The 20,441-nt window shown below is 73.1% G+C and carries 20 protein-coding genes; 7 read left to right on the top strand and 13 right to left on the bottom strand.

The window, feature by feature from the left end; genetic code table 11:
• Window positions 1-41: 41 nt before the first annotated feature.
• From AMK18_RS05660 to AMK18_RS05650, 3 genes are all read left to right on the top strand, one after another.
• Entirely contained in the window at window positions 42-503 is a 462-nt protein-coding gene (locus tag AMK18_RS05660) for a universal stress protein (RefSeq protein ID WP_026171102.1), read from the top strand.
• A 183-nt stretch (window positions 504-686) separates the two neighbouring features.
• Window positions 687-1,244, top strand: coding sequence for a sigma-70 family RNA polymerase sigma factor (locus AMK18_RS05655; RefSeq protein WP_018099921.1), 558 nt, complete (start codon window positions 687-689; stop codon window positions 1,242-1,244).
• Window positions 1,245-1,377: 133 nt separating this feature from the next.
• Entirely contained in the window at window positions 1,378-1,884 is a 507-nt protein-coding gene (locus tag AMK18_RS05650) for a hypothetical protein (protein ID WP_018099922.1), read from the top strand.
• A gap of 29 nt (window positions 1,885-1,913) precedes the next feature.
• On the opposite strand, the gene AMK18_RS05645 is transcribed toward AMK18_RS05650, so the two are convergent.
• From AMK18_RS05645 to AMK18_RS05600, 10 genes are all read right to left on the bottom strand, one after another.
• Window positions 1,914-3,104: a sensor histidine kinase gene (locus AMK18_RS05645; protein ID WP_073861871.1), complete on the bottom strand. Its 1,191-nt coding sequence runs from the start codon at window positions 3,102-3,104 to the stop codon at window positions 1,914-1,916.
• Complete coding sequence (locus AMK18_RS05640; RefSeq protein ID WP_018099924.1) at window positions 3,101-4,582, bottom strand: sodium/solute symporter; 1,482 nt, start codon at window positions 4,580-4,582, stop codon at window positions 3,101-3,103. Before AMK18_RS05640 ends, AMK18_RS05645 begins: the two co-directional genes overlap by 4 nt.
• On the bottom strand, window positions 4,579-4,941 hold the full coding sequence (locus AMK18_RS05635) for a hypothetical protein (RefSeq protein ID WP_051083887.1): 363 nt from the start codon (window positions 4,939-4,941) through the stop codon (window positions 4,579-4,581). The genes AMK18_RS05640 and AMK18_RS05635 overlap by 4 nt, the downstream gene beginning before the upstream one ends.
• A gap of 64 nt (window positions 4,942-5,005) precedes the next feature.
• Window positions 5,006-5,761 carry a LytR/AlgR family response regulator transcription factor gene (locus AMK18_RS05630; protein ID WP_018099926.1) on the bottom strand — a complete coding sequence of 252 codons (756 nt, stop codon included), beginning with the start codon at window positions 5,759-5,761 and terminating at the stop codon, window positions 5,006-5,008.
• A 38-nt stretch (window positions 5,762-5,799) separates the two neighbouring features.
• Window positions 5,800-6,660, bottom strand: coding sequence for an Fpg/Nei family DNA glycosylase (locus AMK18_RS05625; protein ID WP_073861870.1), 861 nt, complete (start codon window positions 6,658-6,660; stop codon window positions 5,800-5,802).
• A gap of 33 nt (window positions 6,661-6,693) precedes the next feature.
• On the bottom strand, window positions 6,694-7,551 hold the full coding sequence (locus AMK18_RS05620; protein ID WP_073861869.1) for an amidohydrolase family protein: 858 nt from the start codon (window positions 7,549-7,551) through the stop codon (window positions 6,694-6,696).
• A 1-nt stretch (window position 7,552) separates the two neighbouring features.
• Window positions 7,553-7,864: an L-rhamnose mutarotase gene (locus AMK18_RS05615; RefSeq protein WP_018099929.1), complete on the bottom strand. Its 312-nt coding sequence runs from the start codon at window positions 7,862-7,864 to the stop codon at window positions 7,553-7,555.
• Window position 7,865: 1 nt separating this feature from the next.
• Window positions 7,866-8,849 (bottom strand): aldo/keto reductase, encoded by a 984-nt coding sequence (locus tag AMK18_RS05610; protein WP_073862299.1) that lies wholly within the window; start codon window positions 8,847-8,849, stop codon window positions 7,866-7,868.
• 117 nt (window positions 8,850-8,966) lie between these two features.
• A complete protein-coding gene (locus tag AMK18_RS05605; RefSeq protein WP_073861868.1) occupies window positions 8,967-10,346 on the bottom strand; it encodes a wax ester/triacylglycerol synthase family O-acyltransferase in 1,380 nt (459 codons plus the stop codon).
• A 149-nt stretch (window positions 10,347-10,495) separates the two neighbouring features.
• The gene (locus AMK18_RS05600) at window positions 10,496-12,562 is read right to left on the bottom strand and encodes a SpoIIE family protein phosphatase (RefSeq protein ID WP_198956941.1); all 2,067 of its coding nucleotides are present in this window, start codon (window positions 12,560-12,562) and stop codon (window positions 10,496-10,498) included.
• 272 nt (window positions 12,563-12,834) lie between these two features.
• Here AMK18_RS05600 and AMK18_RS05595 point away from each other — a divergent pair, with 272 nt between their 5' ends.
• A complete protein-coding gene (locus AMK18_RS05595; protein ID WP_018099933.1) occupies window positions 12,835-14,202 on the top strand; it encodes an FAD-dependent oxidoreductase in 1,368 nt (455 codons plus the stop codon).
• 75 nt (window positions 14,203-14,277) lie between these two features.
• Here the strand turns inward: AMK18_RS05595 and AMK18_RS05590 are convergent, their stop codons facing one another.
• On the bottom strand, window positions 14,278-15,330 hold the full coding sequence (locus AMK18_RS05590; protein WP_073861866.1) for a chitinase: 1,053 nt from the start codon (window positions 15,328-15,330) through the stop codon (window positions 14,278-14,280).
• 124 nt (window positions 15,331-15,454) lie between these two features.
• Window positions 15,455-16,057, bottom strand: coding sequence for a hypothetical protein (locus AMK18_RS05585; RefSeq protein ID WP_073861865.1), 603 nt, complete (start codon window positions 16,055-16,057; stop codon window positions 15,455-15,457).
• Between the two features lie 179 nt (window positions 16,058-16,236).
• Between AMK18_RS05585 and AMK18_RS05580 the strand changes: the two genes are divergently transcribed.
• Complete coding sequence (locus tag AMK18_RS05580) at window positions 16,237-17,670, top strand: carotenoid oxygenase family protein (protein ID WP_073861864.1); 1,434 nt, start codon at window positions 16,237-16,239, stop codon at window positions 17,668-17,670.
• A gap of 31 nt (window positions 17,671-17,701) precedes the next feature.
• On the opposite strand, the gene AMK18_RS05575 is transcribed toward AMK18_RS05580, so the two are convergent.
• Window positions 17,702-18,856 carry a DUF6777 domain-containing protein gene (locus tag AMK18_RS05575; RefSeq protein WP_241836454.1) on the bottom strand — a complete coding sequence of 385 codons (1,155 nt, stop codon included), beginning with the start codon at window positions 18,854-18,856 and terminating at the stop codon, window positions 17,702-17,704.
• Between the two features lie 186 nt (window positions 18,857-19,042).
• On the opposite strand from AMK18_RS05575, the gene AMK18_RS05570 reads away from it, so the two are divergent.
• Window positions 19,043-19,897, top strand: a complete 855-nt coding sequence (locus tag AMK18_RS05570; RefSeq protein WP_073861862.1) for a YndJ family protein — start codon at window positions 19,043-19,045, stop codon at window positions 19,895-19,897.
• Window positions 19,894-20,430 (top strand): DUF1990 family protein, encoded by a 537-nt coding sequence (locus AMK18_RS05565; protein ID WP_073861861.1) that lies wholly within the window; start codon window positions 19,894-19,896, stop codon window positions 20,428-20,430. Before AMK18_RS05570 ends, AMK18_RS05565 begins: the two co-directional genes overlap by 4 nt.
• The last annotated feature ends 11 nt before the right edge of the window (window positions 20,431-20,441 follow it).

Below are 20,441 nucleotides of genomic sequence, written 5' to 3'. Positions count from 1 at the left end.
CCGGGCCGGAAGCCCCGGGGCGAGCCGATAGCCTCACTGCCGTGACAGATCAGCACTCCCACCAGTTCGAACGTGGCACAGACGGACCGAAGGTGATCGTCGCGGGCCTCGACGGTTCCGAGTCGTCCATGCGCGCGGCGGCCTACGCGGCCGGGCTCGCGCGCCGGCAGCGGGCCATGCTGGCGCTGGTGTACGTCCAGCCGGTGCTGGCGGCGGGCGCGGCGCTCGGGGCTCCGGTCGGCGACGCGACCGCCGAGGTGGCCGAGGGGCTGGTGGAGGAGATCCGGCAGTCGACGGCCCGGATGAAGGACATATGGGATGTCCGCTGGGAGTTCCACACCTTCCGGGGCGACCCGTACAACGGTCTGGTGACCGCCGCCGACGAACTCAAGGCGGATGCCGTGGTGGTGGGGGCCTCGGAGTCGGCGGGGCACCGCTTCATCGGTTCGGTGGCCGTACGCCTGGTCAAGGCGGGCCGCTGGCCGGTCACCGTGGTGCCGTAGTCCTGCCCGTCCGTCGTGCCGTGAGCCCGCCCGGGGTGCCGCCCGACCGTTCACCGCACCATTCGCCGCTCTGAGCGACCGCTCGTCGCACGGGGCGGTGTTTGTCCTGTTCCCCGTGGCCTGAATGCGTTCGTATACGCCAGGTCGGCAACGAGGCGGACCTTGGCGGGAAGGGCGTTCACCATGACCACGACGAAGACCGATGAGCGGGCGCTCGCGGAGCTCCAGCGTGACCACGGCCCCGCCCTGTTCCACTTCCTGCTCGGTCTGACCTTCGGTGACCGGCAGCGGGCCGAGGACCTGCTCCAGGAGACGCTGGTGCGGGCCTGGCAGCACCCGGAGGCGTTCGACGGGCCGTACGAGTCGATGCGGCCCTGGCTGTTCACGGTGGCCCGCCGACTGGCGATCGACGCCCGGCGTTCCCGGCTGGCCCGGCCGGCGGAGGTCAGTGACGCCGGTCTGGAGTGCGCACCGGCGGGGGCCGACACGGCGGAGTCCGCGGTCGCGGCGCTGGATGTGCGCGAGGCGGTCCGCGCCCTGAGCCCGGAGCACCGGTCGGTGCTGGTGCAGATCTACTTCCGCGGGCTGAGCGTGGGCGAGACGGCCGAGGTGCTCGGGATACCGGCGGGCACGGTCAAGTCGCGTTCGCACTACGCGCTGCGGCTGCTCTCCCGTAACCTCCCGGGCTACACGCGCCGCCCTTCGCAGGGACGGACGGTCGTCGGCAGCTCGTGCCTGTGACGGATCCGGTGCGGCGGATCCTGCATTTCCGGCCACGCGGGGCGCGCTCCCCCGGTTCAATGCTGCGTGGGCGACCGGCCGGGCGGCCCGCCGGCCGTACGGGCCCGAGACCGAGGGAATGGGGCGATACGGGATGCCTCCGGAACATCACGAGGGGTCCGGCGCGGGCGAGCTGCCGGTCCCGATGGCCTGGATGTACGCGGAGTACCTGGCCGACGAACTGCTGCGCACCGGCGACCTGATGGAGCCGGCGACGCTGGAGTTCCGGGCGGGGCGGGACGCGCTGGCGCTGACCATCTTCCTGCTGGACGGTGCGGTGGCCGGGGCGCTGCCGGCCGCGCGGGTGGACGAGCTGCGGCTGCTCACCGCGTCCGGGACTCCGTGGCGCCACTGGGTGCGCACCCGGCTGGCCGCCCCGGTGGCGGGCGGCACCGAAGCGGATCTGGCGCTGGCCCGGTCGGCCTGGCGGTGGCTGGAGGAGACCGAGCTGCTGGCCGCCGATCTGGAGGCCATCGGCCCGCTGCCGCCCTGGGAGCCGGTGGAGGGCGCGGCACAGGCCCCGGAGGAGGAGGCGCAGGTGTGGACCCCGGCCTGGCAGCTGGGCCTGCCGCTGGGGCACCTCGCGGTGCACCTGTACTAGGGCGGGGTTCCCGCACGACGGGGCGCCGCTCAGGACCCGTGCACCCCGGCGCGGTACTTCGGCAACCGTACGGTGATCCGCATCCCGGCCCCGATGCCCGTCTCGATGACGAGCCCGTACTCGTCCCCGTACACCTGGCGGAGCCGTTCGTCCACGTTGAGCAGGCCGATGCCGGTCGATCTTCCGCCCTCGCCGCGCAGGATGTGGCGCAGCCGCTGGGGGTCCATGCCGGTGCCGTCGTCCTCGATGACGACCTCGGCCTCGGAACCGGCGTCCAGGGCGCTGATGGTGATGCGGCTGGAGGTGACGGCGCCTTCGAGGCCGTGTTTGACGGCGTTCTCCACGAGCGGCTGGAGGCAGAGGAAGGGCAGGGCGACGGGCAGGACCTCGGGGGCGACCTGGAGGGTGACGGAGAGCCGTTCGCCGAAGCGGGCCCGGACCAGGGCGAGGTACTGGTCGATGGAGTGCAGCTCGTCCGCGAGGGTCGTGAAGTCGCCGTGGCTGCGGAACGAGTAGCGCGTGAAGTCCGCGAACTCCAGGAGCAGTTCGCGGGCCTGCTCCGGGTCGGTGCGGACGAAGGACGCGATGGCCGCCAGGGAGTTGAAGATGAAGTGCGGGGAGATCTGGGCGCGCAGGGCCCTGATCTCGGCCTCGATGAGCTGGGTGCGGGAGCGGTCGAGTTCGGCCAGTTCCAGCTGGACGCAGACCCAGCGGGCGACCTCGCCCGCGGCCCGGGCCAGGACGGCCGATTCGCGCGGGGCGTAGGCGACGAGGGTGCCGAGGACGCGGTGGTCGACGGTCAGCGGCACGGCGACGGCCCACTTCAGCGGGCAGTCCAGGTCGTCGCAGTCGCTGTGGAAGGCGGTGTCGCGGCCGGTCTCCAGGACGCCCGCGACCTGCTCCATGACGTCCCGGTCGTGGTGGTCGCCCTCGCCGTCCCAGACGAGGACCCCGTCGCGGTCGGTGAGGCACAGCGCGTCGGTGCCGAGCAGCGAGCGCAGTCGGCGCGCCGACCGGCGGGCGCTGTCCTCGGTGAGCCCGGCGCGGAGCGGGGGCGCGGCCAGGGACGCGGTGTGCAGGGTCTCGAAGGTGGCGTGCTCGACGGGCGTGCCGACGTCGCTGGTGCGCAGCGGCCGGGCGGTGCGGCGGCCGAGCAGGAGGCCCCCGCCGAACAGCAGGAGGGCGAGCACGACGATGACGGCGTATCCGGCCCCGGTCACCGGTGCCTCCCGGTGGTGAGCGCTTCGGGCAGGTGGAAGCGGGTCATGGCGGCGTTGGTGCCGGGCGGTATCCGGCTCGGCGTGGCGAGCGAGACCAGGATCATGGCGAGGAAGCCGACGGGCACGGACCAGACGGCGGGCCAGGCGAGCAGGGCGTGCGGCCAGCCGGGCGGGCGGACCGCGCCGCTGACCGTGATGGCGACGGAGACCAGCGCGGAGCCGCCGCCGAGCAGGAGACCGGCCACCGCCCCGGGCGGGGTGAGTCGGCGCCACCAGATGCCGAGGACGAGCAGCGGGCAGAAGGAGGACGCGGAGACGGCGAAGGCCATGCCCACGGAGTCGGCGACGGGGACTCGGCTGACCATCAGTGAACCGGCCAGGGGCACGGAGATGGCGAGGACGGTGGCGAGCCGGAAGTGCCGCACCCCGCGCGAGGGCAGCACGTCCTGGGTGATGACCCCGGCGACGGCCATGGTGAGCCCGGAGGCGGTGGAGAGGAACGCGGCGAACGCGCCGCCGGCGACGAGCGCACCGAGCAGATCGCCGCCGAGTCCGCCGATGACCCGGCCGGGCAGCAGGAGCACGGCGGCGTCCGCGTCACCGCCGTGGATCAGCTCGGGGGCGTACAGGCGGCCCAGCGCGCCGTAGACGGGTGGCAGGAGGTAGAAGACGCCGATGAGGGCGAGGACGGCGACGGTGGTGCGGCGGGCGTCGCGGCCGTTGGGGCTGGTGTAGAAGCGGACGACGACGTGCGGCAGGCCCATGGTGCCGAGGAAGGTGGCGACGATGAGGCCGTAGGTCGCGTACAGCGGGTGGTCGGCGCGGAACGCGGAGAGGTGTTCGTCGAAGGTGATGCGGGGCTGTCCGTCGCCCTGCCAGGCCAGTACCAGGAAGATCGCGGGGACGAGGAGCGCGGTCAGCTTCAGCCAGTACTGGAAGACCTGGACGAAGGTGATCGAGCGCATGCCCCCGGCGGCGACGGCGAGCACGACGACGGAGGCGACGAGCACGTCGCCGAGCCAGCCGGGCGCCCCGGTGAGGATCTTGAGGGTGAGTCCGGCGCCCTGGAGCTGGGGCACCAGGTAGAGCCAGCCGGCGCCGACGACGAGGACGCTGACGAGTCTGCGTACCTGCCGGGACTCCAGCCGCCCTTCGGCGAAGTCGGGCAGGGTGTACGCCCCCGAGCGGCGCAGCGGAGCGGCGACGAAGACCAGCAGGACGAGATAGCCGGCGGTGTAGCCGACCGGGTACCAGAGCATGTCGGGCCCATGGACGAGGACCAGGCCCGCGATGCCGAGGAAGGAGGCGGCGGAGAGGTATTCGCCGCTGATGGCGGCCGCGTTGAGCCGGGGACGCACGGTGCGCGAGGCCACGTAGAAGTCGGAGGTGGTGCGGGAGATCCGCAGCCCGAAGCCGCCGACGAGGACGGTGGCCAGCACGACGACGGCGACGGCCGTCACCGCGTACGTACGGCTCACGGGGCGGAGCGGCCTTCCACGAGCCGGGCGAAGTCGCTCTCGTTGCGCTCGGCACGGCGCACGTACCACCAGGCGAGCAGGGTGAGCGGCGGGTAGGCGGCGAAGCCGAGGACCGCCCAGACGACGGCGGAGCTGTGCAGGGCCTCGAAGACGAGGGGCAGGGTGCCCACGACGGCGGCGAGGACGGCGAAGGCGGTGAGTCCGGCCCGCAGCTGTCCCCGCATCAGCGAGCGGACGTAGGCGCCGCCGAGCGCGGTCTGCTCTTCGATCTCCGACTGGGTGCGGTAGCGGGGCAGCGGGCGCACCCGCCGGGGCTCCCCCGTCACCACTTCGCGCCGGGGTGTGGGCTCTGCGGACATGGGGCCGGAGTGTAGGCGGCACCCGGCCCCGCTGGGAAGGGGTTCGGAGCCCGGTAGCCGCTGGTCAGCGGCCGGTCCGCCGCATCAGCAGATCGCGCAGGGCGCGGCTGTGGCGGCGGCTGACGGCGAGTTCCGCGGTGCCGATGCGGACGCTCATGCTGCCGGCGTCCAGGCGCAGTTCGTCGATCCGGCCGAGGGCCACGAGGTGGCGGCGGTGGATGCGGACGAAGCCGCGGGTGCGCCAGCGCTCCTCCAGGGTGGTGAGGGGGACGCGGACCAGGTGGCTGCCGTGGGCGGTGTGCAGCCGGGCGTAGTCGCCCTGGGCCTCGGCGTAGGTGATGTCGCCGATCGGGACGAAGCGGATGACGCCGCCCAGTTCGACGGCTATCTGGTCCTGCGCGGTGTCGTGGACGGCGGGGGCGGAACGGTCCTGGACCTGCTCGGCGACGCGTCGTACGGCCTCGGCGAGGCGCTCGCGGCGGACCGGTTTGAGGACGTAGTCGACGGCCTTGAGGTCGAAGGCGTGCACGGCGAAGCCCTCGTGGGCGGTGACGAAGACGATGAGCGGCGGGGCGGCGAACCCCGCGAGGAGCTGGGCGACGTCGAGCCCGGTGAGACCGGCCATGTGGATGTCGAGGAAGACCACGTCGATGGCGGTCGGGTCGTCGGGCCCCGCGTCGACGGCGCTCCCGATGCGGCGCAGTGCCTCGGTGGCCCCGGTGGCGCCCTCCGCGCTGCGGATGCGGGGGTCGGCGCGCAGGAGGTAGAGCAGTTCCTCCAGGGCGGGTTCTTCGTCGTCGACGGCGAGTACGCGGAGCATGAGGCCGGAGTGTAGGGCGTGCCCCGCGCATCGCGCCCCTACTTGAGCAGCCGGGACAGGCGGCGGTCCGCGAGCGGTTTGCCGCCCGTCTGGCAGGTCGGGCAGTACTGGAGCGAGGAGTCGCTGAAGGAGACCTCGCGGATGGTGTCCCCGCAGACCGGGCACGCCTGGCCGGTGCGTCCGTGGACGCGCATCGCGCTCTTCTTCTCGGCCTTGAGGCGTCCGGCCTCGACGCCGCCGGACCGGGCGACGGCGTCCTCCAGGGTGGTGCGCATCGCCTCGTGGAGCCGGGTGATCTCGTCGTCGGTGAGGTTCGCGGTGAGCTTGAACGGCGACATCTTCGCGACGTGCAGGATCTCGTCGCTGTACGCGTTGCCGATGCCCGCGATGAGCGACTGGTCGCGCAGGGCTCCCTTGATCTGGCGGCGTTCCCCGTCGAGCAGTGCGGCGAACGCGTCCCGGTCGAATTCCGGGCCGAGCGGATCGGGTCCGAGGCGGGCGATCCCGGGGACCTCGGCCGGGTCGTGCACGAGGTGGACGGCGAGGCGCTTCGTGGTGCCGGCCTCGGTGAGGTCGAAGCCGTCGCCGCCGGTGAGGACGGTACGCAGCGCCAGCGGGCCCTTGCCGGGGCGCGGCGGGGCCGCCGGGAAGGCGTCGTTCCAGCGGAGCCACCCGGCCCGGGCGAGGTGGGTGACGAGGTGGAGCGGGCCGACGCCGATGTCGAGGAACTTGCCGTGCCGCCGCACGTCGGTGACCGTGCCCCCGTGCAGGGCGGTGAGCGGCGGGTCGTACGTCTTGAGGACGCTGATCGCGAGCGGCAGGACGCGGTCGATCTCCTTGCCGACGAGATGGTCGTCCAGGAAGAGCCGCAGGGCTTCGACTTCCGGCAGTTCGGGCATGGTCCCAGCCTGCCGCAGCCGCGCCCGGGACGCCTACCGAAGGCCGTACACGCGTTCGGCGGTGGTGGCGAGCACGGCGGCCCGCTCGTCCTCGCTGAGTTCCTGGATCAGGGCGCGGGCGGTGTCCAGGACCTCGGTGTACGTGGCGGCGAGGCGGCACACCGGCCAGTCGGAGCCGAACATGAGCCGCCCGGGCCCGAAGGCGTCGATGACGGTCTCCGCGTACGGGCGCAGATCCTCGGGGGTCCAGGCGCCCCAGTCCGCTTCGGTGACGAGTCCGGAGAGCTTGCAGACGGTGTTGGGGAGGGCGGCGAAGGCCCGCAGGTCGTCGGCCCAGGGCCGGGTGCGCCCGGTGGCGACGGGCGGCTTCCCCGCGTGGTCGAGTACGAGGACGAGCCCCGGGAGCGCGGCGGCGGCCCGGGTCGCGGCGGGCATCTGGTGCGGGAGGATCACCAGGTCGTGGACGAGCCCGGCGGCGGCCACAGCGGCCAGACCGCGCAGCACGTCGGGCCGGAGCAGCCACTCGGGGTCCGGTTCGCTCTGGACCTGGTGGCGCAGCCCGACGAGCCGGTCGCCCCCGGGCAGTTCGCGCAGGGCGGCCAGGGTGTCGGCGATGTCCGGTGCGGTGAGGTCGGTCCAGCCGACGACCCCGGCGACCAGCTCGCTGCGGTCGGCGAGCGCCAGGAACTCGGGCGTCTCCCCGGCCACGGTGACGGTCTGGACGAGGACGGTGGCGCTCACCCCGGCCGCGCGCGCCTCGGGCTCCAGGTCTTCGAGGGTGAAGTCGCGGCGCAGGGGGGCCAGCGCCTCGCCGGTGATCCAGTCCTGGTCGCGGACCGCGAGGTCCCACACATGGTGGTGGGCGTCCACGACGCGGGGCCCGGCCGTCATCTCACAGCTCCCAGACGACGGGGAGCCCGGCCTCGGCGCCCTCGGCGGAGTAATCGTGGACGACGTCCAGGAGGCCGTCCATCCGGGCCTGCCAGGCGACGTTGACGGGCAACTGCTCCAGCTCGGCGAGGAGGCGCGCGTAGTCGTCGCACTCGATGAGGTGGAAGAGGTCGGTGCCGCTGCGCCAGATCGTCCAGGAACCGGCGCCGGCCGCCCGGATCGCCCGGGTCAGCTCCGGCGGGACCTCGCGGTGCGCGGCCTCGTACTCGGCGACGCGGTCGGCGCGGACCTTGGTGTGCAGGGCGATGCGCATGTCAGTGTCCGTTCCCGGGCAGCAGGCCCTGGTCGCGCAGGTCGTCCCACAGGGCGCCGGGGATCTCCCGGCCGAGCTGTGCGGCGGCGTCGCGCACCTCGTCCGGGGAGCGGGTGCCGACGAGGACCCCGGCGACGGCGGGGTGAGTGAGCGGGTAGTGCAGGGCGGCGGCCCGCAGCGGTACGCCGTGGGCCTCGGTGACGCCCTTCAGCCGGAGGGCGCGGTCCAGCAGACCGGCCGGGGCGGTGGCGTAGTCGTAGGTGGCCCCGGGGCGCGGGTCGGCGAGGAGGCCGGAGTTGAAGACTCCGCCGACGACGACGCTCCGGCCGCGCGCGGCTGCGGCCGGCAGCAGGTCGGTGAGGGCCGACTGGTCGAGGAGGGTGAAGCGGCCGGCGCACAGGACCACGTCCACATCGGTGTCGCGGACGAAGCGCGTGAGCATCGCGGTCTGGTTCATCCCGGCGCCGATCGCCCCGACGACCCCTTCGGCGCGCAGTTTCTCGAGTTCCGGATACGCCTCGCGGAAGGCGGGTTCCGCGTGGTCGTCGGGGTCGTGGAGGTAGGCGACGTCGATGCGGTCGAGGCCCAGGCGGTCGAGGCTGTCCTCGATGCTGCGTCGGACTCCGGCCGCACTGAAGTCCCAGCGTCGGCGGTGCGTGGCGCGTACGGCGAAGCCCTCGGAGAGCCCGTCGGACGCGGCGGTCTCCTCGGGGGGCAGCGGATCGAGGACGCGGCCGACCTTGGTGGAGAGCGTGTACGCCTCACGGGGGCGGTGGCGCAGGGCCTCCCCGAGGCGGCGTTCGGAGAGGCCGAGTCCGTAGTGCGGCGCGGTGTCGAAGTAGCGGATGCCCGCGTCCCAGGCGGCGTCGACGGCGGCCGCCGCCCGTTCCGGTTCCACTTCGCTGAAGAGGTTGCCGATGGCGGCCGCACCGAAGGAGAGTTCGGTGATCTCGACCGCGCTGCCACCCAGCCTGCCGCGCCGCATCCTGTCGTCGCCCTCCCCGATGATCGCTGCCACACAGCGAATATTCATCGGATCACTTGGGCGCGTCAACCCGCGTGCAACCGCCAATTACGGCGATCTGGCAGCGACTTGTCCGATCTATGCCGTGATCACCTCTGCGAGGAGCGCCTCCAGCTCCTCGTCGGCGCACCGCGCGAGACCGGCCAGTCCGGGCAGCGCCTTGCCGTCGCCCACGATCCCGATGTGGACGCGTGAGCCGTACGTCGTCAGCGCGACGGCCATCGACTGGCCCCGGGCCAGCGGCGCCATCGGGTACAGAGCGCTCAGCGGGCAGCCGGCCAGCGAGAGGCGCGAGCGCGGCAGGGGCACGCTGGTGACCAGCACGTCGAAGAGCATCCGGGCCGCGTTCCCGGCGAGCGGGGCGCCGAAACGGTGGGCCAGCGACGGCAGCTGATCGGCCAGCACCGCGACCGCCCCGGCGCCCCTCAGCGGGCCCGCCGACTTGTTCCGGTCCATCGCCTCACGTACCGCGCGCAGCCGCTCCCGGGGGTCCGGCTCCGAGACGGGGAGGTCCAGGAGGTAGGCGGAGAGCCGGTTGCCGGTGGCCACGGCCGCGCCGCCCGGACGGCGGCGGGAGACCGGGACCAGGGCGCGCGGGTCGTCGCGCGGCGGGGTCTCGCCGCGCTCCAGCATCCAGCGCCGCAGCGCACCCGCCACGACGGCGAGCAGCACATCGTTGCCGGTGCCCCCGGTCACGCGGCGGACGCGCCGCACGGCGTCGAGGTCGAGGTCGGCCGTGGCGAGCCGCCGGGTCCCGCTGGAGCCGGCCCGGAGCACCGGTGCGCCGCGCGGGTCGAGGCGGCCGGCCCGGACCAGCGAGGCGCCGACCCCGAAGGCGCGGCCCAGGTCCTCGATGCGGCCCAGGGCGAACCCGGCGACCTGACGCGGGCCCGGCATCCAGGACCGGGGCGGGACCGGACGCGGCCGGGCGGAGGGGCGGGGGCGGGTCGTCGCGGAGGCGATCTCGTCGAAGATCCCGGCCCCGATGGTGACCGCGCGCATCCCGTCGGCGAGCGCGTGGTGGAGCTTGACGAGCACGGCGAACGGGCCGCCGTCCGGTCCGTCGATGAGGTACATCTCCCAGGGCGGCAGGCCCCGGCGGAGCGGCCGCTCCATCAGCTCTCCGGCGAGCCGGGTCGCGGCCGGCATGAAGCCCGCGCCGCCGGGCTCCGTCGCCTCGGCGGGCAGCCGTACGCGCCGGACGTGGCGGTGCACGTCGAACTCCGGGTCGGTGGACCAGGCGGCGCCGCCGACGGGCAGCAGCACGTCGCGTACCCGCATGCGGAGCCGGGGAATCGCGGCGGCGCGGGCGCCGAGGAGACCGAGGAGCGCGTCGGGGCCGGGGGCGGCGCCGGGAGGCGGTGCGAAGACGGCGAGCGCGCCGAGGTGCATGGGGTGGGCAGCGGACTCGAGGTGCCAGAAGGCGAGATCGAGGGGTGCCAGTAGCTCAGTGCCCAACGGGTCCTCATGTCGTAGAAGACGGGAGACCGACCAGGTCGCAGTCAATCTCCGGTGGTCCATCACGGTCAAGTACAGACACGTTACGTTCAGTTACATTCCCATTGCGTGCAACTTCCCGGCCGGACGGGCGAGAACCGGTCGGCGGGTCATTCACGTGGCGGAACGACGAATTCGCTCCAGACACACTTGCCGGTGCCCCGGGATTCGACGCCCCAGGCGTCCGCGAGCTGGTCGACCAGCAGCAGGCCGCGTCCGGAGACCCCGGCCTCGCCGGCTTCCCGGCGGCGCGGCAGTGCGCTCGACCGGTCCTCGACGTCGACCCGGAGGCGCCGCTCGGGACCGGTGAGGACCCGGATCGTGACGATCGCGCCGCCGTCGGTGTGCATCAGGGCGTTGGTGACCAGCTCGTCGGCGGCCAGCTCGACCTCGTCGGCCCGGTCCTTGGCGCCCCAGGCCCGGACCGCCGCGCGGATCATGTGGCGGGCCGAGCTGAGCGCCTCGGGGTCGTTCTGGCCGACGTGCTGCTGGAGCCGGCCGCCCGGCTGCGGGGCCTGGGCGGCCTTGCGGCGCAGGAGCAGCAGGGCCACGTCGTCCTCGCCGCCGCGCTCGTCCACGGAGGCGCAGAGGCGGTCGGCGAGCTGGTCGAGGTCCTGCGGGCCGTTGGTGATGAGGGCGGTGAGCCGCTGGGTGCCCTCGTCCAGATCGGCGCCCGGGAGTTCCACCAGCCCGTCGGTGAACAGCACCATGGTCTGGCCGGGGTCCAGCTCGACCGTGCCGACCGGGTATTCGAGCCGGCCGAACTCGGCGGAGAGCCCGAGCGGCAGCCCGCCCTCGGACGGCACCCTGCGGCAGCCGCCGTCGGCGTCGCGGACGAGCGGGTCGACGTGTCCGGCGCGGACCAGCTGGACCACGCCGGTGGTCAGGTCGGCCTCGGCATAGGTGCAGGTCGCGAAGCGGTCGGTGTCGAGTTCGTGCAGGAAGACGGAGGCCCGTGCCATGACCGTGGCGGGGCTGTGCCCCTCGGCGGCGTACGCGCGCAGCACGATGCGGAGCTGGCCCATCACGGCGGCGGCGTGGGTGTCGTGGCCCTGGACGTCCCCGATGACGGCACCGACCCGGCCGCCGGGCAGCGGGATGACGTCGTACCAGTCGCCGCCGATGTCCCGGCCGAGCCGGGCCGAGCGGTAGCGCACGGCGATCTGGGCGCCGGGCACGTCGGGGATCCGGCGCGGCAGCATGGCCTGCTGGAGCCCTTCGGCGAGGTCGTGCTCCTGTTCGTAGAGCATGGCGCGCTGGAGGCTCTGGGCGATGGAGCTGCCGAGGGCGAGGAGCAGGTTCCGCTCGTCGGCGGTGAAGCCGTCCTTGCCGCTGTAGAGGAGGCCGAGCGCGCCGATGGGGCGGGCCTGGGCGATCAGCGGGAGGTAGGCGGCGGAGGTGATGCCGAGGTGGCTGATGTGCGGCCACAGGACGGGGTAGGAGGTGGCGAAGTCCTCGGCCGACTCGATGAAGCGAGGGCCCAGTGTGCGGACGACCTCGCTCATCGGGTACTGCTCGTCCGTCCGGGTGTACCGGGTGCCGGGCACGAACGACCCCTCGGGCCCGTCGGCCACCAGGTGGATGCGCCCGGCCTCGATGAGCCCCATGACCAGGCTGGTCGCGCCGAGCAGGGCCAGGCCCTCGGAGTTCTTCAGGACCTCGATGACGTCCTTGACGGTACGGGCGTGGGCCAGGGCCGCCGTGGTGGAGTCGACCAGGCTGGTGCGGCGGCGCAGTTCCTCGTCCAACTCGCGGCGGGCGGCGGACTCGGCGAGCTCGGGGCCGGCCTCCCTGACGATGCCGATGATCCGGCGGGGGCGGCCGTCGTCGTCGCGGCGCACGAAGCCCTGGGTGTGCGCCCAGCGCAGGGTGCCGTCGCGCGACTGGAGGCGGAAGTACGCCCCGTAGTTGCTGCGGCCGCTCTTCAGCGCCTCCGAAACCATGGCGTCCAGCCGGACGCCCTCGTCGGGCGGCACGCGCAGCCCGAGCGTCTCGGGCCGGTTGTCGTATTCGTCGGCCCTCAGGTCGAACACCTCGAGGGCGGGCCGGTCCAAGTGCATGAGGCCGCTGTCGAGATCCCAGTCGAAGCTGCCCATTCGGTTCAGGGCGAGGCTGAGATCCGGGTGGGCGGGCCAGTCGTCCGGGAGTGACAGGGCACCCGCTACCCGATCATCCATGTGCGTCACTCTGCCACCATTTGTCCGATTCTTCGACTGAACCGTCCATTTGGTGAACGTGCGATAGGACACATTCACGGAATGTGCCGGAGGCCCGCGTCACAAGGATTCCCGGCATCCCGGTGCGGACGGGAGGCCCGAATACCGCCCGGTAACGCCGCCCCGCCCCGAAAGCGGGTCCGAGCAGCGGCTAACGTGTGCGAGGGGTCGACTAAGCCTTGCCTTACCAACCGGCCCCGCTTCTGCTCGCCCGTTCGAAGGAACAGCTCGCCATGACACGCCCCGTCCGCGTCGCCATCGTCGGAGCCGGTCCCGCCGGCATTTACGCGGCGGACGCGCTGCTCAAATCCGACGCGGCCGCCGATCCGGGCGTCTCCATCGACCTCTTCGAGCGGATGCCGGCCCCCTTCGGCCTGATCCGCTACGGCGTGGCGCCCGACCACCCGCGCATCAAGGGCATCGTGCAGGCGCTGCACCAGGTGCTGGACAAGCCGCAGCTGCGCCTGTTCGGCAACGTCGACTACCCGAACGACCTGGACCTCGACGAGCTGCGCACGTTCTACGACGCGGTGATCTTCTCGACCGGCGCCGACGCGGACCGCGCGCTCGACATCCCCGGCCACGACCTGGACGGCTCGTACGGGGCCGCCGACTTCGTCTCCTGGTACGACGGCCACCCGGACGTCCCGCGCACCTGGCCGCTGGAGGCCGAGAAGGTCGCCGTGCTGGGCGTGGGGAACGTCGCCCTGGACGTGGCCCGCATCCTCGCGAAGACCGCCGACGAGCTGCTGCCGACGGAGATCCCCGCCAACGTCTACGAAGGCCTGAAGGCGAACAAGGCGCTGGAGGTGCACGTCTTCGGACGGCGCGGCCCGGCCCAGGCGAAGTTCAGCCCGATGGAGCTCCGCGAGCTGGACCACTCGCCCAACATCGAGGTCATCGTCAACCCCGAGGACATCGACTACGACGAGGGTTCGATCGAGACCCGGCGCGGAAACAAGCAGGCCAACATGGTCGCCTCCACGCTGGAGAACTGGGCGATCCGCGACATCGGCGACCGGCCGCACAAGCTCTTCCTGCACTTCTTCGAGTCCCCCGTCGAGATCACCGGCGAGGACGGCCGGGTCACCGGTCTGCGCACCGAGCGCACCGAGCTGGACGGCACCGGCAACGTGCGCGGCACCGGCACCTTCCACGACTGGGACGTCCAGAGCGTCTACCGCGCGGTGGGCTACTACTCGCGCGAGCTGCCGAAGCTGCCGTTCGACGTCGCGTCCGGCACGGTCCCGCACGCCGCGGGCCGGGTCCTCGAAGGCGACGAGCCGATGGAGTCGGTGTACGTCACCGGTTGGATCAAGCGGGGCCCGGTCGGCCTGATCGGCCACACCAAGGGCGACGCCAACGAGACGGTCGCCTGCCTGCTGGAGGACCACGCCGCCGGGCGGCTGCCCGCCCCGGCGCGGCCCGAGCCGGAGGCCGTCACCGCGTTCCTGGAGGAGCGCGGCGTCCGCTACACCACCCGCGAGGGCTGGTACCGCCTCGACGCGCACGAGCGCGCCCTCGGTGCCGAGCAGGACCGCGAGCGCGTCAAGGTCGTGGAGCGCGAGGCCATGCTGGACGCCTCGGAGACCGGCCACTGACACCACGCACGGCGACGGCCCCGCACCTCCCCGAAGCGGGGTGCGGGGCTGTCGCCCTGAGGGGGGTCTGCGGGGTCAGCGCCCCTGGAGCGCCTTCACGTTGTCGCCGAAGGTCCAGTTCTTCGAGCCGTCCCAGTTCAGCGACCAGGTCATGAGGCCCTTGAGGCTGTTGCCGTAGTGGTTCCACGCCTGGGAGACGAGGCCGGTCGACATGTAGCCGCCGCCCGCTCCGGGCTGGGCGGGCAGACCGGGGACCTGCTTGTCGTAGGGCACCCGGATCGTGGTGCCCTGGATGGTGAGGCCCTTGTCGAGGCAGTCGGTCTGCGCGGTGAAGCCCTCCACGGTTCCGGCGGAGTACGAGTCGCCGGAGCAGCCGTACATGCTGCCGTTGTAGTACTGCATGTTCAGCCACCAGAGCCGGCCGTTGTCCGCGTACTTCTTGATGACCGGGAGGTACGCGCCCCAGATCGAGCCGTAGACGACGCTTCCGCCGGTGACGTAGGCCGTCTCGGGGGCCATCGTCAGGCCGAAGTTCGACGGCATCTTCGCGAGCACGCCGTCGATGATGCGGATCAGGTTGGACTGCGAGGCGGACAGCTGGCTGATGTTGCCGGTGCCGGTCAGGCCGGTCTCGATGTCGATGTCGATGCCGTCGAAGTTGTACTTCTTCAGGATCGGCACGACCGTGTCCACGAAGCGGTCCGCGACGGCGGTGGAGCTGAGGTCGATGCCGGCGGTGGCGCCGCCGATCGACATCAGGGTGGTGAGCCCGGACGCCTTCGCCTGGCACATCTCGGCGGGGGTCGGCACCTTGACGGTCGAGTCCATCCCGTCCTCCCACAGGACGGTGCCGTCCGAGAGGATGACCGGGAAGGCCGCGTTGATCACGTTGTAGCCGTGCTGCGGAATGCGGCTGTCGGTGACGGGGATCCAGCCCAGCGGCGGGTGCACACCGTTGGACGCGCCGTCCCAGTTCTCCCAGTAGCCCTGGAGCACCTTGCCCGCGGGCTTCGACTTGACCGCACAGGTGTCCTCCTGCGCGGAGCTCGGCGTCGCGCCGACGAGCATCTGCACGATGCACGCCGCCGCCAGGCCAACCCCCAGCAGACGTGATGTGCGACCGAACATGGCGGGACCTCTTCCTGAAGTGGCATGCCCCTGACAACACGCAGCGGAATCGTGAACGCCGCCCAACGTAAAGTGGTCCAGACCTTCCGTCAATAGGTCTGGACCAAAGTGGGGCCGGTGTGCTCTACGGGGAGGCGTGCGCCTGACGCGACCGCTCGCGCACCCGGTCCGGATAGCGCTCGGTGAAGCGGACGGCGAACACCAGCAGCACGATCGGGATGATCCAGTTGAACCAGTCGCGCCCCGACGAGGTGTGCAGCGCGAGGAGACCCAGCAGTGCGGTGGCCGCGAAGACCGCGCCCCACAGCAGCGTCAGCACCCGGTTGACGTGGCGGAACACCGGCGTCCCCCACACCTCCCGGGGCGTCGACTCACGCGCGTACTGCTCGGTGAACGGGACGAACGCCAGCGAACCGAGCGCCACCACCGCGATCACGCCACTGGACAGCACCTGGGCGTACCTCTCGACCCAGTCCAGGTCCTGACGGTCCAGGAAGAGGGCCAGGACGCTCAGCAGCGCGAAGAAGACGATGCCGGTGACCTCCAGGATCTTGAAGGAACCCCGGCGCATGTCCGGCAGGTTGAGCACCACGGCGACCACCAGGCCGGCCAGGGCGGCGTACTCCCAGGTGCTGGGAGAGGCGACGACGATGAAGATGATCCAGGGCGCGAACGCGAAGAACAGGTTCCCCGTCCGCCGCCCGGAGCGGGTTTCGGCTTCGGACACCGGACACCTCCGAAGGTGTGGCCCGGCGCGGCGATCTGCCGCGTCTTCCATGGTGGGCCCGGGGACGGCCCTTCGCACGCAGCGACCCGCGTTGCGGCGGTCCTGGCCCGGGGATTGAATGAGGAGTCAGCCCGGCCCGCATCCGGGCGCGCCCCCACGTCCCGGCAAGGGAGGCCGCCATGGCCGCACATGCCGCACACGCCTTCGACCCGAGCCGGGTCGTCCACCTCTCGGGGCGCTTCGCCCCCGTGACCGAAGAGGTCGACGAGGCGGACCTTGAAGTGACGGGCGCACTGCCCGGCGAGCTGGACGGGGTGTTCCTGCGCAACGGGCCCAACCCCCGCTTCACGCCGATCGGTTCGTACCTCTACCCGATCGACGGCGACGGCATGCTGCACGGCGTGTGGATCTCCGAAGGCCGGGCCCGCTACCGCAACCGGTTCGTCCGGACACCCGCCGTGGTCGCCGAGGAGCGGGCCGGGCGGGCCCTGTGGGGCGGCATCGAGTCGATGATCCTGCCGCAGGAGCCGGACGTCGGCCCTGAGCTGGCCGGCACCTTCCGCGACATGCCCGACATCAACGTGGTGCGCCACGCGGGACGGCTGCTGGCGCTCGCGGAGTCCGACTGCCCGTTCCTCATGACGCCCGACCTGGCGACCGTCGGCAAGGAGACGTTCGGCGGGGCGCTGCCTGCGGGCATCACCGCGCATCCGAAGACCGACCCGGTCACGGGCGAGATGCTGGTGTTCTGCTACGGCCTGGAGCCGCCCTACCTCACCTGGTCCGCGATCGGCCCGCAGGGCGACGTGCTCCGGGGCCCCACCCCCGTGGACGGGGCCGACGAGCCGATGATGATCCATGACATGGCGATCACCCCGCGCTTCCTGGTGATCGTGCTGGCACCGGTGTTCTTCGACATCGCGGCGGCCATGAACGGCGGCTCCATGCTCGACTGGCGCCCCGAACGCGGCACCCGCCTGGCCCTGATCCCGCGCGACGGCAGCCCGGTGCGCTGGGCCTCGGACGACGCCTTCTGGCTGTGGCACACGGTCAACGCGTTCGACACCGAGCCCGGCGGCGGCGATGTGGTGCTGGACTACGTGCAGTGGACCCGCCTGTCGCTCGGCGCGCCCGCCGAGGGGGCGGGGCCGAACCACGCGGGACTGGTGCGCGCGGTCATCGATCCCGACGCGGGCACGATGCGCCGGACCGTGCTGGACGACGTCCGGATGGAACTCCCCCGCACCGACGACCGGCTGATCGGCAGGCGCCACCACCAGCTGGCCGTGGCCTCGGACTCCGGCAGCCTGGACCTGCTGCCGGGCGAGTACGACACCCTGCGCTGGTACGACGGCAACGACCCCGCCGGTCCGCATGTGGCGTGGCGGGCCGGGGACCTGTCGGTGGGTGAGCCGGTCTTCGCGCCCGTCCCCGGCACCGGGCCGGGCGAGGGCGGTTACTGGATGACGTACGCCACCGACCGCACCGACGGGACCAGCTGGCTGCTCGTCATCCCGTCCGAGGACCCGGCATCGGGCCCGGTCGCCCGGGTCCGCATCCCGGTCCGCGTCCCCCTGGGCCTCCACGGCAACTGGCTGCCCACCGAGGAGTGAGGACCGCCGGGGAGCGGGGACCCGCTGCCGGTCACCACCGCACGGCCGGGCCGTCGTCGGCGCCCCGGGGCAGCCGGATGGACGTCGGCGGCTCGTCGGACGCGGGCGTCCGCTCCGGTATCGACGGCTCCCCGGTGGGCTCGTCCGTCGGCTCACCGGTCGGCGCCGGGCAGTGCGTCTCCCCCGGCGCCCGGGCGGGTACGCCGCGGGCCGCCGCCGGCTGACCGGGCGGTGTCGGCGTCTCCGGCGCGGGCACGTCGGGCGTCGGGCAGTCCTCCGGAGACAGGGACGGCGTCGGCTCCTCCGGCCGCGCGGACTCCGTCGGGGACTCCGGCCGCTTCGTACCGGGCGGTGTGACGTCGGGGAGCGGGCCGGTGATGTCGGTGTCGGGCGTGTAGGGCGGGGGCTTCGCGGGAACGCGGTCGCCGGTCCCCGCGTCGCCCGCCGGGCGGGCGATCCAGCTGTGGTGGGCCAGGTCGGCGATCACCAGCTCCGCCACGGGCCGCGCTGCGGGCTCGACCACGACGGTCCGCGCCGGGTCGAACCCCTCCCACCGCTTCCCCGTCCCGGCGGCCGCGTCGCCCCGGCCGGTGGGCGGGTCCAGCGGGTTGCCGCAGACGCAGCGGACCCGGGGCAGCCCGCGTGCGTCGACCATGACCGCGGTGCCCGCCTGCAACACGGACTGGTAGGTGGTGACGGAGCCGTCCCGGAGGCCGTGCCCGGTGACCAGGGTGTCGGCGCGCAGCAGGACGGGCGTCAGGCCGCGCAGGAAGCCGGCGACCTTGTCGCGTGCGACGGACACGGTGTGCGCGAACGCCTCTTCCCGCGCCGGGTCCACGGCAAGCATCCGGATCTGCGCCTCGACGTCGCAGGAGGGAACGGCGCGTGTTCCGGCGTACAGGCCGGGCGTCGATCCGGTGCGCTTGAGCGCCTGTCCGGGCGCCGACGGGGAGCGGGGTGCCCCGGTGCGTGCGGCGTGAGGGGGAAGTGCCGGGCCGCCCGCCGTGGAGGCCGTGAAGGGGGCGGTGCCGGGGTCGGACGCGGGCTGGAGGACGGGGCCGGTGGCGGCGCCCGTTCGCGTGGCCGGGACGCCGCCGGAGGTGTCCCGGGCGCAGCCCGCGGTGAGGAGGAGGCCGGCGCAGAGCAGGGCGGGGGCGGTGCGGCGCATGCGTATGCGTGGGGGCACGGGCGGTTCTCCTGCCTGGTCACCGGTCTCCCGGTCGCTCCTCCATGTCTGCCGCACTTCCCCCGCCGCCGCAAGCCAACCGCTTCCCCGGAGGTGTACGCCCCCGCCTTCTTGAACGCGTTCAAAGCAGCGTAGAGTCTGCGTCGACAACGATTTGAACGCGTTCAACTCGGGGGTGGGTGAGTCATGTCGGTCCTTGTCGGCCTGATCGTGATGCTGGGGATGCTGGTGATCGTGCCGGCCGGGCTGCGGCTCGCCGACGCACCGGAACTGGACCGGATCAGACGGTTCTGGCCGGTCTTCGCCGCCCCCGGCGCGGTGTCGCTCTGGCTGCCGCGCAGTACGGCCGCCGCGGTCCTGGCCCTCTGCTACGGAATCGGGGCCGCGCTTCTCGCGCTGCACGCCGTGCCCCGTGCCGCCCGCCGCGACGGTCCCCTGCGTTCCCCGACCACGGCGCCGGCCGAGATCGCCCTGCTCACCGCACTGGTGACCCCGGCCGTCGCCGCCACCGCGCTGGTCGCCGAACGCGCCGGACACCCGCTGTTCGGCTTCGGTCCCGGCATCCTGGCGCTGACCGTGCCGCACTTCCACTTCGCCGGGTTCGCCGCCGCACTGGTCGCGGGTCTGGTGAGCCGGGTGGCCGACGGTCCCGCGGGCCGGTTCGCGGCGCTCAGCGTGCCCTTGGGCACCCTGTCCGTGCTGGCCGGCTACTTCATCGGCGACTGGGCCGAACTCGCCGGGGCGGTGGTCCTGACGGCCGGGATGTGGACCGTGGCGCTGCTGACCTGGCGCACGGTCCGGCCCGCCCACCGCGACCGCGCCACCCGGCTGCTGCTCGCCGTCTCGGCCGCCGTGCTCGCGGTGACCATGGTCCTCGCACTGATCTGGGCGCTGGGCGAGGCGACGGGGCTGCCGCACCCCGGCCTTCTCTGGATGGCCGCCACCCACGGCGTGGGCAACGCGCTGGGGTTCGCACTCTGCTCGGTGCTCGCCTGGCGGCGCCCGCGCCTTGTCCACGACGGCGAAGGAAGCATCCGATGAGCAGCCTCAACTACCCGGAGGCGGGGGTCACCCGCCTCGGCCCGCTCCCCGACGGCTACCACCACCTGCACCACCGCACCCGGGTCGGGCGCGGCCGCGCCGACTTCGAGGCGGCCGGGGCGGCGATCACCGAGTTCCGGATGCACCGCGCGTCGGGGGCGCGTGTGGCGGCGTCCACGCCACGCGCCGACGCGGGGACGGCCGTTCGGGTGGCGGTGCAGGCCGGCCCGCTGCGGCTCGCCGTCCCCTGCCGGGTGATCTGGGCCGAGTACGGTCCGGAGCGGATCGGGTTCGGATACGGGACGGAGACCGGCCACCCCGAGTGCGGCGAGGAGTGCTTCACGGCCGAACTCGCCGAGGACGGCACGGTCTGGTTCAGGGTGATGGCGTTCAGCCGGCCCGCCCGCTGGTACTCGCGGCTCGGCGGTCCGCTGGTGCCGCCGCTCCAGCGGTGGTACGCGCGCCGGCTCGGCCGTACGCTGCGCCGGATCGTCACGGAGGAGCGCGAGCGGCGCGAGGCGCCCGGCCGATGAGCCCGGGGGCG

The organism is Streptomyces sp. CB01249, from assembly GCF_001905735.1.
Taxonomy (GTDB): Bacteria; Actinomycetota; Actinomycetes; order Streptomycetales; family Streptomycetaceae; genus Streptomyces.
The sequence above is the reverse complement of the archived record's forward strand: the minus strand, read 5'-3'. Positions and strand labels throughout refer to the sequence as shown.

Excerpts from the sequence above, each read along its gene's own strand:
- AMK18_RS05570 (WP_073861862.1), top strand. The coding sequence starts at position 19,043 with ATGTCGGTCCTTGTCGGCCTGATCGTGATGCTGGGGATGCTGGTGATC.
- AMK18_RS05620 (WP_073861869.1), bottom strand. The coding sequence starts at position 7,551 with ATGACGGCCGGGCCCCGCGTCGTGGACGCCCACCACCATGTGTGGGAC.
- AMK18_RS05565 (WP_073861861.1), top strand. The coding sequence starts at position 19,894 with ATGAGCAGCCTCAACTACCCGGAGGCGGGGGTCACCCGCCTCGGCCCG.
- AMK18_RS05600 (WP_198956941.1), bottom strand. The coding sequence starts at position 12,562 with ATGGATGATCGGGTAGCGGGTGCCCTGTCACTCCCGGACGACTGGCCC.
- AMK18_RS05630 (WP_018099926.1), bottom strand. The coding sequence starts at position 5,761 with ATGCTCCGCGTACTCGCCGTCGACGACGAAGAACCCGCCCTGGAGGAA.
- AMK18_RS05580 (WP_073861864.1), top strand. The coding sequence starts at position 16,237 with ATGGCCGCACATGCCGCACACGCCTTCGACCCGAGCCGGGTCGTCCAC.
- AMK18_RS05610 (WP_073862299.1), bottom strand. The coding sequence starts at position 8,849 with ATGCGGCGCGGCAGGCTGGGTGGCAGCGCGGTCGAGATCACCGAACTC.
- AMK18_RS05625 (WP_073861870.1), bottom strand. The coding sequence starts at position 6,660 with ATGCCCGAACTGCCGGAAGTCGAAGCCCTGCGGCTCTTCCTGGACGAC.
- AMK18_RS05655 (WP_018099921.1), top strand. The coding sequence starts at position 687 with ATGACCACGACGAAGACCGATGAGCGGGCGCTCGCGGAGCTCCAGCGT.
- AMK18_RS05590 (WP_073861866.1), bottom strand. The coding sequence starts at position 15,330 with ATGTTCGGTCGCACATCACGTCTGCTGGGGGTTGGCCTGGCGGCGGCG.
- AMK18_RS05650 (WP_018099922.1), top strand. The coding sequence starts at position 1,378 with ATGCCTCCGGAACATCACGAGGGGTCCGGCGCGGGCGAGCTGCCGGTC.
- AMK18_RS05615 (WP_018099929.1), bottom strand. The coding sequence starts at position 7,864 with ATGCGCATCGCCCTGCACACCAAGGTCCGCGCCGACCGCGTCGCCGAG.
- AMK18_RS05635 (WP_051083887.1), bottom strand. The coding sequence starts at position 4,941 with ATGTCCGCAGAGCCCACACCCCGGCGCGAAGTGGTGACGGGGGAGCCC.
- AMK18_RS05595 (WP_018099933.1), top strand. The coding sequence starts at position 12,835 with ATGACACGCCCCGTCCGCGTCGCCATCGTCGGAGCCGGTCCCGCCGGC.